This window comes from uncultured Porphyromonas sp., from assembly GCF_915070105.1.
Taxonomy (GTDB): domain Bacteria; phylum Bacteroidota; class Bacteroidia; order Bacteroidales; family Porphyromonadaceae; genus Porphyromonas.
The window spans coordinates 1-15,160 of the sequence record NZ_CAJZFJ010000017.1 but is presented as its reverse complement, the minus strand read 5'-3'; the positions used below and the strand labels follow the sequence as shown (position 1 = coordinate 15,160).

Below are 15,160 nucleotides of genomic sequence, written 5' to 3'. Positions count from 1 at the left end.
ATTTAGTTGGGGTCTAGGGAAGGGGGAGCCCTTAGTGCGCCTCGAGCCAGTTGGCACCGTGCCCGATACTAACCTCGAGGGGTACACGTAGGTCGGGATAGACGGACTCCATCACCTCACGTACGAGGGAGGTCATCTCGGGAAGCTCGGAGAGGGGGACGTTGAAGTTCAGTTCGTCATGTACCTGCAGGATCATCCTACTGCGAAGGCCTCGCTCACGGATGGCCTGCTCTAGGCGAATCATCGCTATCTTGATGAGGTCGGCAGCGGAGCCTTGTAGAGGAGCGTTGATAGCATTTCGCTCCGCATAGCCACGTACCACTGCGTTGGCACTATTGATGTCGGGTAGGAGACGGCGACGGCCGAGGAGGGTCGTCACATAGCCTCGCTTCTTAGCCTCCTCGACTACCTCGGCCATATAGCGTGCTACACCTGGGTAGGAGGCGAAGTAGCCATCAATCAGCTCCTTGGCCTCTCGCCGTGGGATGGAGAGACGTTCGCTCAGCCCAAAGGCAGAGATGCCGTAGATGATCCCGAAGTTGGCTGTCTTAGCCCTTCGGCGCATATCTGCCGACACCTCGCCGTGGCTCAGGCCGTAGATCTTGGCAGCTGTCGCCTGATGCACGTCTTGCCCCGAACGGAAGGCCTCGATCAGTGCTGGGTCTTCGCTGAAGTGCGCCATCAGGCGAAGCTCGATCTGCGAATAGTCGGCACTGAGGAACGTACAGCCCTCCTCGGGGACGAAGGCCTCACGGATGGCTCGTCCCTCTGGGGTACGTATGGGGATATTCTGGATGTTGGGATTACTGCTGGAGAGGCGGCCCGTAGCTGCAATGGTTTGGTTAAAGGTCGTGTGGATCTTCCCATCTGGGTAGACCAGCTCGGGGAGCGCCTCTACGTAGGTGCTGAGGAGCTTCTTCACTCCTCGGTAGTCGAGGATCTTCTCCACCACAGGATGCTTGTCTCGGAGCTTCTCCAGCACCTCTTCGCTCGTGGTATAGCCTCCTGTCTTTGTCTTCTTGGCCTTCTCTACGATCTGCAGTTCGTCGAAGAGGGCTTCGCCTACCTGCCGACTGCTATTGACATTGATGCTATGCCCGAGCAGGAGACTGATCTCACCCTCGAGACGAGCCAGCTCCCCTTGTAGCTCACCTGCCTGACGGCCGAGGCACGACTTGTCTAGCCTTACCCCCTCTCGCTCCATCCCTAGGAGTACCTTCACCAGAGGCATCTCCACCTCAGTGAAGAGCATCATGAGCCCAGCCTTCTCGAGTCGCTCATAGAGGTACTCGTAGAGCAGGTAGGTGATGTGCGTGTCCTCGGCTGCGTAGAACTGGAGGCGAGCGGGCTCAACCTGACGTAGATCAAACTGCCGAGGACTCTGTGGGGCGATCATCTCCTCAAAGGACATCATCTTATACCCGAGGAACTTGTCCGCCAGCTCGTCCAAGCCGTGACGCATATCGGGGTAGAGGAGATAGTGGGCGATCATGGTGTCGAAGAGAGGCCCCCCGACCTCCACACCATACGAACTAAGTACCTGTAGGTCGTACTTGAGGTTTTGCCCTACCTTGAGGGTATTTGCTTGCTGGAGGATCGGGGCAAGTTGGCCTAGTAGCTTGCAAGCCTCCTCTCTTCCCTGAGGGACATCAAGGTAATAGGTCGTCTCAGCATCGAAGGCAAAGGTAACGGCCACCAGCTCCGCCCTCAGCGCATCTACACTCGTGGTCTCGGTATCTAGGGCAAGCACCTTCGCCCCTCGTACTCGCTCTAGGAAGGCAGGGAGCGTCTCGGCACGAAGCACCTCGATCTTCATCGGGGGGATCGTCGTCGGGGATGGGGTATCAGCTTCCTCCGTCTCCTCTAGGCTGGCAAAGAGGTCATCTGGGGGAAGGGCGGGCTTAGCCTTGGCGGGGGAAGGCGACTTGCCAAGCACCCGACTCAGGAGCGTGCGAAACTCCAGCTCCTCGAAGAGACGACGTACGGCCTCCTCATCCTTCTCTGCCCTCTGATAGTCTCCTGGGGTGTAGTCCAGGGGCACATCGGTGCGGATGGTAGCCAAGTAGTACGATAGGCGAATATCGGCCTCGCCCTCTAGGAGCTTCTTACCCGTAGCCCCCTTGATCTCGCTAGCGTGTGCTAGGAGGTTCTCCACCGAGCCATATTCAGCTAGGAGTTTCTGCGCTCCCTTCTCCCCGATGCCTTTGCACCCGGGTATATTGTCCACCTTGTCCCCGAGGAGGGCAAGGTAGTCGATGACCTGCTTGGTAGAACTGAGTCCGAACTTCTCCAGTATCTCCTTCTCGCCCCACACCTCGTAGCCACCGCCCTGCATCGGGCGATACATCTTGACCTGCTCCGTGACGAGCTGGCCGTAGTCCTTGTCGGGTGTGACCATATAGACCTCTCGCCCTGCACTCGCAGCCCGATGGCTCAGTGTCCCGATGACGTCATCGGCTTCGTAGTCTGCCACCTCCACAGCGGGAATGCGGTAGGCCTCTAGGAGCTGACGGATGATGGGTACGGCGATACGTATCCCCTCGGGGGTCTCCTCTCGCTGAGCCTTGTAGTCGGGGTACTCTCTGTGGCGGAACGTCCCGCCCGCAGGGTCGAAGACCACGGCGAGCTCATCGGGCTGTTCCTTCCCCAGCAGGTCCTCCAGCATCAGCACGAAGCCAAAAATAGCACTGGTATTTCGTCCCTGGCTATCGATACGAGGGGCCTTGATGAAGGCATAGTATGCCCGATAGATCAGGGCGTAAGCATCGAGTAGGAATAGTCGCTGTGGCATGAATAGGATGGGTAATATATTATTGTGGGGATTACTCGTAGCTACAGGCAGAGATGAGACGCTCCACCCATACTCGGAAGCGAGGACAACGCTCTAGGATCGTTCCTATCCCGATAGCGTCTCGGTCGATGGTCGCCTTATGAATGGATTTATAGTTCTCAATAATGATCTGTCTAATCATAACTCACGAGTAAGTAGTCGAGGACAAAGAGTTAAACAAAGATACGAAAGCCCCTGCAGACCTCCCCTATATATAAATTTAGGGGGCAGTCAGTGCGTTGGGAAATCCAACACGCTGACTGCCCCCTTAGGTGGAGGGAGGACGCTGGGCTGCCTAGAAGCGGTAGCCGAGCGAGAGGGTGATCATCCGCCCATTACCCTGCGTATACTCCGCATCACGTGCTACGAGCTGGGACTGGATGGGGTAATAGGAGGTGTTCAGGAGGTTCTCCACCCCGAGTCCAAGGGTGAAGGCACCGAGGCGATAGTTTCCCTGGAGCGAGAGTAGGGTGATGGGCTTCACTGGGCCTTCCCCCTCCTCGTACTGGCTCACCCCGGTCGCCGGATTGGTCGTAGGGGCAAAGCGGTCACGGCTCCCCGTGTGCAGGGCGAAGAGGCGCAGGGCAAGGTCCTTGAGGGGGCGGTAGCTCACATGGGCAGTGACCTTGAGGGGCGGGATAGACTGCCCTGACATATAGCCTCGCCAGGAGCCATCGGGGAGCTGCTTGCGTCCCTCTAGGGCTGCGAAGGAGGCACCGAGGGAGAGGCGGGAGTTTAGGGTAGCCTCGGCACTCAGCTCTACCCCATAGACACGCTGTGGGGAGCGGTCTACGACCCAGAAGCCACTCTGACTCTTGAGGTCGCTCCCTAGAGCTGCGTAGGTGTAGTAGACAGCCCCCTGTAGGTCAAGTCGTGTCCCCGAGCCAAAGAGCTCCTCGAGGGGCGAGTAGAAGCCCACCTCGTAATTGTGCGTCCGCACGGGGTCGGTCTCTATCTTGGAGAGTACATCAGCCTTGGCAGCACGGAGGGTACGTCCGAGGTCATAGATAGAGAAGCCCTGAGAATAGGAGACGAAGGGCTGGAAGGCTCTCAGCGCATTGTAGGTCGCCCCGACATTGAGCGAGAGATTGCGGTAGCGTAGCGTCCCCGAGCCCACTTGTACGAGGGGGTCGGTCTTCTTGTTTCTCAGGACGGTGTAGTCGGGGACATGGACGTCGATCCAGTCATAGCGAGCACCTGCCTTGAGGGTAAGGTGGTCGTAGAGGGTTGCCTTGGTCTGCACGAAGGGGGCATAGCTCACCGAGGTCATCTTGGGCACCCAATAGCGTCCATCCACCAAAGGCTGGCTCGTCTCGTCCAGCTGTAGGTCTGCCCCATAGAGTAGGTGTAGGTTGAGGATGCTCGAGGGACTGAGGCGGGAGAGAAGCTGTGCCCGTGCTCCCCCCTGTAGCGCCTCTATCATCGCCTGTCCACTGGTCTCCTCCCAGCGGGGGCTACGTGGGTTGTGCTTGCGGTAGTCGGTCACAGCCTTGATGCCCCGACCAAAGAGCGAGACCTCTAGGTCGGTGTGGGCGAAGAGCTCACGAGAGGTCAGCTTGAGGTAGGCATTATGGTTGTAGGGGAGCCCCTCTGGGATAGCCTCCGTGGGCTGTATCCCAGGGATACCAATGCGAGGGGAGACGAGGTACTTACCCCCCGAGGCTACGAGCGGGCTCTCCTGCTGGGTGCGGAAGAAGTTGTACATCAGCTCCAGCTGCGTCCGCTCCCCGAGGCTGTAGCCGAGCTTCACGAGGGCATTGATCGAACGGGTGTCTCCGAGTCCATAGCGAGGAGAGAGATAGACGCCATCCGCTCCTATCGCTGAGCCCGTCTGCTGATAGAGCCCATCGACGAGGTAGCTCAGGCGCCCCACCTGCCCGTAGAACTGCTGAGAGAGGCGGTAGCCCGAGGTCTTCTGCGAGCGTCTGAAGTAGTCGTGATCGGTATAGCTGAGATAGGTTTGCCCCCCGATGGGACGCTGCTCACGGCTCTGCTTGGTGATGATATTGATGATCCCGCCATTGGCTCCGTTACCGAAGATGGCGGTAGCCCCCTTGATGACCTCGATACGCTCCACCGCTGCGGGGTCTATCGTCCTGAGGTCTCGGCTCGTGGCACGGAGGGGGGTAGACTGGGGGATCCCATCGATGAGCACGAGGATACTACGCCCACGCAGAGTGTTGTACCGCTCGTTCACATTGTTCCCCGTAGGGGGGACTCCTGGGACGAAGTACCCAACGATTGCCTGCATGTCGGGCAGGATCTGGCTCATCTCACGGATGTCTCGTGCCGGGATGATGGTGATGCTGGCGGCAGAGCGCTGCTTGATCTCGGGCATACGTGCCCCGACGACCACCACACTCTGGAGCTCATGCTCGGCTTCCCGTACCGGGAGCGTGTCAGGCCTCTGCGACAGGGCGATGAGGCTCTGGCTACAGAGCGTGAGGATAAGGAGTAACTTTCGATGCATTCTTATTCTTACTATTGAGTATACCTATTGACCTCATATAGGCTGGGATAGAGGGCTATCCAGCCCTCTGGAGAGGATTTGGAATGTGCAAAAGTACGTTATTTGCGAGCTCAAAGCCTCGCTCCTATTAAAAATCACTATACATAGGTAGTTCCCTCGTACGCTCCTTGCCTCAGGTTACACTCCTGGCTCCACCACCCACCCCCACCTTCTCCCCCTTCCCCTCGAGTCCACAATCCCTACAAGCCCCCCCTACTCCCCTTCGTCCCAGCCGCAGTTAGCTCCTCTCCCTCCATGAGGTTCGCAGGCCTTGTCCCCCATTGAGTAGGGGGCGGTGCAGGGTAGAGCCTTAGGGCTATTTAACCTTATCCGCTCGCCAAGAGCCTCCGAGCCCCCCCCACACAAGAAGGATGCCCTAGGAGACGCATCAGAGAGAGGGGGCAAGAGACATCACTCCGCCCCCTCTCTACTACTGAATAAAGCAACGACTAGAGACCATCATGAAGACAAGTGCATATATCTTCCCCTCGCTCCTCTCCCTAGGGCTCTGCCACATGAACCTATACTCCTCCCCCCCCCAATCCTTGGCCCCTCTCCCTCCACGATACGTCTCGTCCTCACCCCGAGGGGGCTCCCCCACGGCTACACTTTCAGGCTCAAAGCATCGGTATTATTTCTTGCACTCGGGAGCCTTAACCATCTCTCTGGGGCAGAGGAGCGTTAGCCTACTATCAGGTACTCTTACGAGAGCCCTGCAGGGGACATACCGAGAGCGATGTTGTGTACACGCTTGTACACTGTTGTGTACACGTGGGTACACAAAGGTATACACACGTGTATACTTTTCCCTCCTAGGTAGGAGGTATATATCTGGCAACCCAACACCTGGGATACAGATACTTCCACCCTGAGTATATGCTCCTCGACTACCTATCCCTAAGGCTATAAAGGGATGCCCCCCCTCTGCTCTCGGCACACCTTCGAAAGGGGATTAGTCTACATTAAAAAATCCCACCTTCGTACAATAAGGCTATTCTCTCGCTAGACTATTCTATGAATACAGCCTTCAATAGAGGCGTCGATATGGCTATCGCACCAAGTAGTATACCCGACCTAATGACACACACTACACTGGGGTATCCGTCAGCGGTCGTTGGCTCTTGCTATCCAAAGAGCATAGATCCGTTGTCTCCCGAAAAGCATCTATCTCGATGAGAGACACCTCGCCTAGCATACAGCGAGCAGATAAGGCGAGGTATGTTGCCCTCTCCTCATCTGCGGTATGAGTCGATCTGCGCCTTTTACGTCCTCGGCCACGACTCTTACTTCGGACGCTCCTCGTGGGTCTGGCTCTTGATGAGGAGCTTCCCCCACGGCCTCTCCTATAAGTGGAATATGCACAGGGCTCTGCTGGTCAAGCAATTTCTTTATACCTTTGTGCCCTAGTTAGATTAGGCTTGCTGTGATCCGATCTAGCGTCCCGAACACCTCCCATCGTGCAGGTCGAGACGTAGGAGGAAGACGAGAGCCACCCGATCAACGTTAGTACATTAGGTAGCATCGTCCCCTCAGAGGGGCAGACACTGGCTACACCATTATAGACGCTGACTACATATCATATAATAGAGCAGACGCATGAGACGTATCGCACAGAGACTCATCCCTACACTTGCCCTTGGCGTGCTCGCCCTAGTGGGCTGTAAGAGCAAGAAAGCACAGCTGGAGGACATCCAGCTCTTCAACGGACAGATTCGCACCTTCAGCCTCTCTTCAGAGGACAAGGACGCCAAGGCCGCCCTCGAGCGTGTCGTCTTCTCGATCCGCCACCAGGAGCAGGGCTTGATCACCAACCCTGATCCCCTACCCTATGCCCAGCCCCTCAAGAAGGTGACGCTGAGCATCACCCCCGTAGCCACGAGCGGTACGGTCGTGGAGGTCGCTGTCGGCACGAATGGCACCTTCGAGGAATGGAAGAAGGGTAAAGTCTATGACCTCAGCAGTGGGGTCTCTGACCTCATGGTGCGCATACGCAACAAGGAGACCAACCCCCGCCTAGGCGACGGCAACCAGTACACCTACCGTGTGCACCTGGAGAAATATGCCAATGACCCTCAGACCTTCGCCTGGAAGACCATCTCGGGTGTATCGGGTCTCCCCTCCATCTCTTCGGCTCTAGCGACACTCATCACCGTAGGGACACAGCGCTACTGCTACTATGTGACCCCAAGCGGCACCAACGACGTCCGCTACTTCGCAGGAAGCCCAACAAGCTGGACAGCAGGAAGCCTATCAGGTATCCCCTCGGGAGAGCGACTCTCATCCGTCGCTTCACTCTCGGGTACACTCTTCGCCACGACCTCGGCAGGCAAGCTTTACAGCCTATCAGGCTCTAGCTGGACAGCTGTCTCGGGTGTATCGGCGACCCGCATCCTCGGGACTCTACCCCGTGGGGAGCGTGCAGAGCGTCTAGCCCTCCTCACCCCCAAGGGCAGTGGCTATGCCTTCGCCACCTACACACCAGCAGAGGGGCTTCGCATGGGGCATGACGTCCCAGCGACCTTCCCCATTACGGGCGGTTATAGCTTCGCCGAAGGGGGAATCGACTACGTGGGCTCTAGGCTCTACCTCGTCGGGGGACGCACCGCCGACAACAAGGTCGTCACCAGCCAATGGATCACGACCAACGGCACAGACTGGGGACAGGAGGCCACCGACATCAAGCTCACCGAGACACTCATCTCGGAGAGCATCGTACAGGAGGCTGGCACCAGCCGTCTCTACCGCTTTGCCACTACGAGCTCGGGGCTCGTAGTCTACTTCTCCTCAGACAAGGGTGCACACTGGGAGACAGGGCGAGCAGTCGCTCTGGCAGGACTCACTCCTAGCGACTTCGCCTCCTCTTCGATCTTTGCCTTCCAGGGGGCAGATACGAAGAAGATCTACCTCATCCGCACCACCTCGGCAGGCGTCTCCACCCTCTACGAGGGGACGATCCGCAGAGAGGAGCACCACTAGCCTCTACGGCTCAGCCCCCCCACCCACCTCGCACTAGGACTATGCGCATCCGCCACGGGCTACGATGGTGCTGGCTCCTAGCCCTAGGGCTCACCGGAGGCTTCGAGAACCTCTGTGCCCAGGAGTACAAGTATGAGGTCGGGATCGCACTAGGCTCAGCCTACTATGTAGGAGAGGTCGGGGATCGGGGAGCCTTCGGCAGGCAGGGGGCTAGTCTCGCACTCACCCTTCGCCGTCCCCTAGGACTACGCTGGGCCTGGGCAAGCCAACTCGGCTACCGTAGGCTAAGGGGTGCACTCACCCCCACGAGCCGAGCCTTCCCCACGATCGGGGATAGGGCCTTCAGCCGAGGGATCATAGACCTCTCTCTCGGGGGCGAATATCACTTCTTCGCCTACAGCGATGGGCAGCGCTACCTAGGGACACGCTCGTGGACCCCCTATCTAGGAGCAGGTCTCGGGCTGGTGCTCGGTAGGGGCTATCCCCGCACCCTCATCGCCCCGAGCGTGTACCTCACCCTCGGGGTGAAGTATCGCCTCAGTCACCGCCTAGACCTCACCGCTAGCTGGACGCACCACCGCAGTGGTACCGACCGCCTAGAGGTCACCGGAGCAGGCTCCGCCTGGATGGCGAACCCACATAGATGGGGGGGCACCGGCCTCAAGGGGCACGACAGCTACGGCTACTGGAGCCTCGGGATCAGCTGGAGGGTAGGACGGACAAGCGGCGAAGGCTGCTACTAGAGATAATAAGTATATTTGTAGAGGGTAAAACCTCGTTAGATAGTAAACAAAGCAAAGAAAGCGTGTCAAAGACAAGGTCTGCCACAGAGGGACAAGAGGAGCAGGAGACGACCCAGCCCAGGGTCAGAGTGCCCCGCCACGTGGCTATCATCATGGATGGCAACGGACGCTGGGCACAGCAGCGTGGGCTACCACGTGCCGAGGGACATATACGAGGGCAGGATGCCCTACGTGCGACTCTGCGTGCAGCCGCTGAGCTAGGTATCGAGTATCTGACGGTCTATGCCTTCAGTACCGAGAACTGGGCACGCCCCCAGCAGGAGGTAGAGGCGCTCATGGAGCTCCTCATCTCTGCGATCCACTCCGAGACCCCCGAACTCATGAGTCAGGGTGTGCGCCTACGGGCTATCGGTGACCTCAGTCGCCTACCCGAGCGTGCCCGCCAGTCGCTCTACGAATGCATCGAGAGGACGAAGGACAATAAGCAGATCACCCTCGTGCTAGCGCTCAGCTATTCCTCCAGAGACGAGCTCACCCGAGCCACCCGCCGTATAGCAGGGGCGATCCACCGAGGCGAGCTCCAGGAGACCGACATCACCGAGGAGCTCATCACGAGCTACCTCGACACAGCTGACCTCCCCGACCCCGACCTACTCATACGTACAGGGGGCGAGGAGCGCATCAGCAACTATCTCCTCTGGCAGGCTGCCTACTCCGAGCTCTTCTTCTCGCCAGTCTACTGGCCAGACTTTGGCAAGGCTCCCCTCGAAGCCGCACTAGAGGCATACGCCTCCCGTGAGCGACGCTTCGGCAAGACAAGTGAACAGATACAACTGGAGGACTAGCCCTAGGCTACAGCCCCTCCACACCTCGACGATATAAAGACTCTATGCGCAATAGACTCCCCGCACTCCTCTTCGTGGCCTGCCTCCTCTCGGTAGGTGTCCTAGAGGCTAAGCCCCACACTACGGTTCGCTCCGTGAGCGACTCGACCACCACAGCCACTGGGCCTGTGGTGCAGTACCCAGCTGTGAACTACGAGCACCCCGTCACCAAGACCATCGCAGAGGTCAAGATCACGGGCTCCACGAGCTACGACGACTTCGTCCTCAGTAGCCTCTCGGGCCTCAACGTAGGTGATGCCGTCCAGATCCCAGGCAATGCCTTGACCTCGGCCGTGAACCGCTACCTACAGTCGGGGTACTTCTCCAACGCTCGGGTGATCATACGCCGCTACGAGGGGGATAAGGTCTTCATCGAGATCGCCCTCACCGAGCGTCCACGTATCAATGCCGTCACCTTCACCGGTGTCTCCAAGGGCGACCGTGAGGACCTCGAGAAGCGCACTGGGCTGAGAAAGGGAATCCAAGTCTCACCTAACGTCCTAGATCGCACACGCCAGCTCGTCAAGAAGTACTACGATGAGAAGGGCTACCGTGATATGCGTATGTCGATCAAGCAGACGAACAGCCCTGGACAGCCTGGCTACGTAGACCTCGATATCGACATCGACCGCAGCGGCAAGACGAAGGTGCGCAACATCTACTTCGAGGGCAACGAAGCACTCACCCCACACCAGCTACGTATGGCTATGGGTAAGACCAACGAAGGCTTCTCCTTCTCCCGTGGTCGTGCCCTCTCCTCCCTGCTCAAGATCTTCAAGCAAAAGAAGTTCGTAGACGCCGACTACAAGGAAGACCTACAGAACCTCATCAAGAAGTACCACTCCTTCGGCTATCGAGACGCCGAGCTCATCGCCGACAGTATCGTGCCTGTACCAGGTGAGCGCAAGGTAGACATCTACCTCAAGCTCAACGAAGGACAGAAGTACTACATCAAGGGCGTACGCTTCGTCGGGAACACCAAGTACCCCGCCTCCGTCCTCGAGCAGGTACTCGGTGTCCGTCCAGGAGACGTCTACGACCAGAAGCGACTAGAGAACCGCCTCTCCATAGATGAGGATGCAGTGAGCAACCTCTACTACAACAACGGCTATATCTTCGCAGGTGTAGACCCAGTGGAGACGAATATCGAGGGGGACTCCGTCTCTCTAGACATCCGCATCACCGAAGGGCCACAGGCCACCATCGACAAGGTCAAGATCCGTGGTAACGATATCGTCTACGAAGATGTCGTCCGCCGTGAGCTCTATACCAAGCCAGGTATGCTCTTCAGCAAGGAGGATCTGATGAACTCCTTCCGTATGCTCAACCAGCTCGGACACTTCGACGCTGAGAAGTCCATCCCCAAGCCCGTACCTAACCCTCAGAACGGGACTGTGGACATCGAGTATGACCTCACCCCTAAGAGCAACGACCAGCTCAACCTCTCGATCGGGTGGAGCCAGACGGGGATCATCGGATCCATTGGCTTTACCTTCACCAACTTCTCCATACAGAACCTCTTCCGCCCCAGCATGTACAAGGGGATCATCCCTCAGGGGGACGGACAGAAGCTCTCGATCTCGGGACAGACGAATGCCCGCTACTACAACCAGCTGAGCATCTCCTTCAGTGACCCTTGGTTCGGCAAGAAGCGCCCCAACCTCCTATCCGTAAGTGCCTTCTACTCCCGTACTACCGCTATCGACCAGCGCTACTACTCAGGACAGGTACGTAACATGGGGTACTACCCAGGCTATGGATATGGCGGTTACGGCTATGGTGGCTATGGCTACGGAGGCTACGGCTACAACAATGGCTACAACAACTACAACGAAGGTGCCTCCACCCTCTATGAGAACTCGTACGACTCAGACAAGTCACTCAGTATGTTCGGGCTCTCGATAGCTAATGGACGCCGTCTGAACTGGCCTGACAACTGGTTCCAGCTCACTGCGTCGCTCAACTACACCCACTACAGACTGAACAACTGGGTGTACAACACCTTCGAGAACTTCCACCACGGTAGTGCCAACGACATCAACGTAGAGCTACGTATCGACCGTAACTCCATCGACAACCCCGTCTACACTCGTCGTGGATCCGAGTTCTCCCTCTCGGTGAGCCTAACCCCTCCCTACTCGCTCTTCGACAAGAAGGACTACTCTAACCCCAACCTACCCTCTTCCGACCGCTACCGCTTCATCGAGTACCACAAGTGGAAGTACTCAGGGAAGATCTACCTCCCTCTGATGAACCCTATGACGGTCAAGCGTACGCCCGTACTGATGGCTCGTGTAGAAGGGGGGATCATCAATAGCTACAACAAGTACAAGCGCTCCCCCTTCGGTACCTACTACATGGGGGGTGATATGATGTCGGGCTCTATGAGCTACATGAACGAGACCATCGGGCTACGTGGCTACAAGAACGGCTCTATCGCAGGTGCTAACTACGACTACGCCTACTCCTACATGCGTGCTAGCCTCGAGCTACGCTACCCGCTGATCTTCGAGCAATCGACTACGGTATGGGTGCTAGCCTTCGCTGAGGCAGGTAACGCCTGGCAGGACATCAGCCGCTACAATCCCTTTGACCTCAAGCGCTCCGCCGGTCTCGGTGTACGTGTGATGATGCCTATGATCGGTCTGCTTGGTCTCGACTGGGGCTATGGCTTCGACCGCCCCAACGGCTATCAGGAGCGTGGCGGTAGCAACATCCACTTCGTCCTCGGTCGTGACCTCTAGCCCGCACCGAGAGCGCAGTATCCCGACAAACCCAGTGTTTCACCTAAATAAGCGTATGCAAGTTATGAAGAAGATCCTTTTTCTCTTCGCCCTCTTCCTCCTCTCTTGGGGGGCTGCCGAGGCTCAGAAGATCGCTCTCGTGGACATGGAGTACATCCTAAAGAAAGACCCATCCTATGAGGTGATGAACCGCCAGCTTGAGGACCTATCCAAGAAGTGGCAGAGCGAGGTGACCACCCTAGAGAACAAGGCACAGACGGCCTATAAGAGCTACCAAGGCGAGGTCGCCTTCCTATCGGCCGAGCAGAAGAAGGCTCGTGAGGAAGCGATCGTGGGTATCGAGAAGCAAGCCTACGAACTCAAGCGTAAGTACTTCGGTCCCGAGGGTGAGCTCTTCAAGAAGCGCGAAGCGCTCATGAAGCCCATCCAGGATCGTGTCTGGGCAGCAATGAAGGAGCTCGCTCGAGCACAGGGCTACCAGCTCATCATCGACCGCACCTCCTCCAAGATCGTCTACGCCGACCCCGCACTAGACGTCAGCGAAGCCCTCGTAGCCAAGCTTGGTCTAGCCCGCTAAACCACGCTCAAATAACAATCTCAAAATAAAACGTAACAACAAGACAGACAAATGAAGAAGTTTCTGATTTCACTGCTCCTCATGCTTCCGCTCATCCTCCCCGCACAGGCTCAGCAGAAGATCGGTATCGTCAATACCACTGCCATCATGGAGGCTCTCCCCGATGTCAAGGCTGCTACTACGAAGATCCAGGATCTCGCTAAGCAGTACGATGCTGAGATCAAGCGTATGCAGGACGAGCTCAAGGCTAAGCTTGAGGCCTATCAGAAGGAAGAAGCGACCATGACCGAGGTCATCAAGAAGCGTCGCCAGCAGGAGCTACAGGAGATGGAGGCTCGCATACAGAATAGCTACCAGATGATGCAGGAAGAGGTGCAGAAGGAGCACGAGAAGCTCATGGCTCCTATCCGCACCAAGGTCACCACGGCCATCAGCAAGGTCTGCGAAGCTCAGGGATGTGCCTATATCCTCGAGTCCAGCGCTCTGCTCGCTACCGGTAGCTCTGCCCTAGACCTCACCCAGGCCGTCAAGGACGCCCTAGGTATCAAGGCTGGTGCAGCTACCACTGCCGCTCCTAAGGCTACCACGGGTAAGAAGTAATCACCTCCTAGCCCGAACAACGGCGCCCCCTCCCGACCTAGTCCTCCGAGGGTAGGTCAGACAAGCGAAGGCTATATCCGCACCTTGCGGATATAGCCTTCGCTCATTATCCCCCTCCCCAAGCCAGTATATATGCCCCGCACCAAGTCAGTGTATATGCCCCGCACCAAGTCAGTGTATATGCCCCGCACCAAGTCACATAGCCGAGCCTTCTCCTACCCCCTCTTCCCACCCCTTGCTTTAGCGACATATCACGTCCCCAAAGCCAACGACTACTAACCTCAAGACCAGCCACCTAGGACTTCTTCGTAGGGGGTAGTATAGATGAGGTAAAAGTAGTACCTTTGCAAAAGAGAATAATACCCTCGCCACACAAATACACACTCACAATGAAACGAGTACTCTTCAACCTGACGGTCTTGCTACTCATCGCCCTCATCATCCGTGTGGGCTACCTTGCCACCACTATGCAGCCTGGAGAAGTCCTCCGCATGCAGAGTAACTCTCCCCTCCCCACGACAGAGGAACGTATGCCCTCGTATTCTCGTTCCGACAGTCTCAGCACGGACTCTGTACATCTCTATTCGCAGCGTCAAGATGCCTCGAGGGGTGCCTTTTGGTTTGGCATCCGCTAAGGGGGAGACAGCTCCCCTTCATCTCTATCTAGTTAGCCCCTTCACCGAGGGGCTAGCTTTTTCTCGCTCTAAAGGCGAGCCCCGCCAGCACAAGTAGCTAGGCACTCTATCTCTGCGGAGATAGCACAACCCATCTAATGACCAGAGCGGACACAGCGGACACAGCCCACACGCCGCACAAAGCAGAGGTGAGCAGTCCTAACTAAGCCCCCTCTCTCCGCACCCCTTACTCCCCACACATAATACACCCCGAAGAGGCCACATAATCTTCGTCCCAATCACCTATGTAAGGTGACGGAGACACTCATACCGAGAGCGCACTCACGCTCTCGGTATGAGCGCTGATGTCCTCTCGGTATGCACGCAGACCCGTTCTCGATATGTATGCCGAGGCCCTCTCGGCATGTACGCTAATTCCGCATCGCCCAGCATGATATAGAGGAACTTCGATGAGGACGGGGAATTCCTCTACCTCGTGGGATCGCACTGCACACCCCCTTCAGGGTGGTGATAGCCCCTAGGGCTGACGCATGAACTCACTATAGTGCGAGGGCAAGGTCGTCAAGGAGCATAAGCCGAAGATAGAAGTATCTATGTCCTAGTCTATATATGCCAAGCGAATACCTCCTACCTAGGAGGGATGAGTGTACACGTGTGTACAC

Annotated in this window: 10 protein-coding genes; 7 read left to right on the top strand and 3 right to left on the bottom strand. The window is 57.3% G+C overall.

From position 1 onward, the window contains the following. Positions 1-31: 31 nt before the first annotated feature. The 3 genes from polA to QZ554_RS02925 all read right to left on the bottom strand — a co-directional run bounded on the left by polA (position 32) and on the right by QZ554_RS02925 (position 5,300). Entirely contained in the window at positions 32-2,791 is a 2,760-nt protein-coding gene (gene polA / locus QZ554_RS02935; protein ID WP_297194249.1) for a DNA polymerase I, read from the bottom strand. Between the two features lie 31 nt (positions 2,792-2,822). Further along, a complete protein-coding gene (locus QZ554_RS02930; RefSeq protein WP_297194247.1) occupies positions 2,823-2,972 on the bottom strand; it encodes a hypothetical protein in 150 nt (49 codons plus the stop codon). Positions 2,973-3,125: 153 nt separating this feature from the next. After that, on the bottom strand, positions 3,126-5,300 hold the full coding sequence (locus tag QZ554_RS02925) for a TonB-dependent receptor (protein WP_297194245.1): 2,175 nt from the start codon (positions 5,298-5,300) through the stop codon (positions 3,126-3,128). Between the two features lie 1,635 nt (positions 5,301-6,935). Between QZ554_RS02925 and QZ554_RS02920 the strand changes: the two genes are divergently transcribed. The 7 genes from QZ554_RS02920 (at position 6,936) to QZ554_RS02890 (ending at position 14,498) form a co-directional block, all read left to right on the top strand. Beyond that, the gene (locus QZ554_RS02920) at positions 6,936-8,315 is read left to right on the top strand and encodes a DUF6242 domain-containing protein (protein WP_297194244.1); all 1,380 of its coding nucleotides are present in this window, start codon (positions 6,936-6,938) and stop codon (positions 8,313-8,315) included. A gap of 41 nt (positions 8,316-8,356) precedes the next feature. Continuing rightward, positions 8,357-9,058 carry a hypothetical protein gene (locus QZ554_RS02915; RefSeq protein ID WP_297194242.1) on the top strand — a complete coding sequence of 234 codons (702 nt, stop codon included), beginning with the start codon at positions 8,357-8,359 and terminating at the stop codon, positions 9,056-9,058. Positions 9,059-9,120: 62 nt separating this feature from the next. Then, complete coding sequence (locus QZ554_RS02910; protein WP_297194240.1) at positions 9,121-9,903, top strand: isoprenyl transferase; 783 nt, start codon at positions 9,121-9,123, stop codon at positions 9,901-9,903. Positions 9,904-9,947: 44 nt separating this feature from the next. After that, positions 9,948-12,686: a POTRA domain-containing protein gene (locus tag QZ554_RS02905; RefSeq protein WP_297194239.1), complete on the top strand. Its 2,739-nt coding sequence runs from the start codon at positions 9,948-9,950 to the stop codon at positions 12,684-12,686. A 64-nt stretch (positions 12,687-12,750) separates the two neighbouring features. Further along, entirely contained in the window at positions 12,751-13,263 is a 513-nt protein-coding gene (locus QZ554_RS02900; protein ID WP_297194237.1) for an OmpH family outer membrane protein, read from the top strand. A gap of 51 nt (positions 13,264-13,314) precedes the next feature. Continuing rightward, positions 13,315-13,863: an OmpH family outer membrane protein gene (locus QZ554_RS02895; RefSeq protein ID WP_297194235.1), complete on the top strand. Its 549-nt coding sequence runs from the start codon at positions 13,315-13,317 to the stop codon at positions 13,861-13,863. 389 nt (positions 13,864-14,252) lie between these two features. Continuing rightward, positions 14,253-14,498, top strand: a complete 246-nt coding sequence (locus tag QZ554_RS02890) for a hypothetical protein (RefSeq protein WP_297176257.1) — start codon at positions 14,253-14,255, stop codon at positions 14,496-14,498. Positions 14,499-15,160: the final 662 nt, after the last annotated feature.

Bases quoted from the DNA above. Each gene is read 5' to 3' on its own strand.
- polA (WP_297194249.1), bottom strand. From the start codon at position 2,791: ATGCCACAGCGACTATTCCTACTCGATGCTTACGCCCTGATCTATCGG.
- QZ554_RS02930 (WP_297194247.1), bottom strand. From the start codon at position 2,972: ATGATTAGACAGATCATTATTGAGAACTATAAATCCATTCATAAGGCG.
- QZ554_RS02925 (WP_297194245.1), bottom strand. From the start codon at position 5,300: ATGCATCGAAAGTTACTCCTTATCCTCACGCTCTGTAGCCAGAGCCTC.
- QZ554_RS02920 (WP_297194244.1), top strand. From the start codon at position 6,936: ATGAGACGTATCGCACAGAGACTCATCCCTACACTTGCCCTTGGCGTG.
- QZ554_RS02915 (WP_297194242.1), top strand. From the start codon at position 8,357: ATGCGCATCCGCCACGGGCTACGATGGTGCTGGCTCCTAGCCCTAGGG.
- QZ554_RS02905 (WP_297194239.1), top strand. From the start codon at position 9,948: ATGCGCAATAGACTCCCCGCACTCCTCTTCGTGGCCTGCCTCCTCTCG.
- QZ554_RS02900 (WP_297194237.1), top strand. From the start codon at position 12,751: ATGAAGAAGATCCTTTTTCTCTTCGCCCTCTTCCTCCTCTCTTGGGGG.
- QZ554_RS02895 (WP_297194235.1), top strand. From the start codon at position 13,315: ATGAAGAAGTTTCTGATTTCACTGCTCCTCATGCTTCCGCTCATCCTC.
- QZ554_RS02890 (WP_297176257.1), top strand. From the start codon at position 14,253: ATGAAACGAGTACTCTTCAACCTGACGGTCTTGCTACTCATCGCCCTC.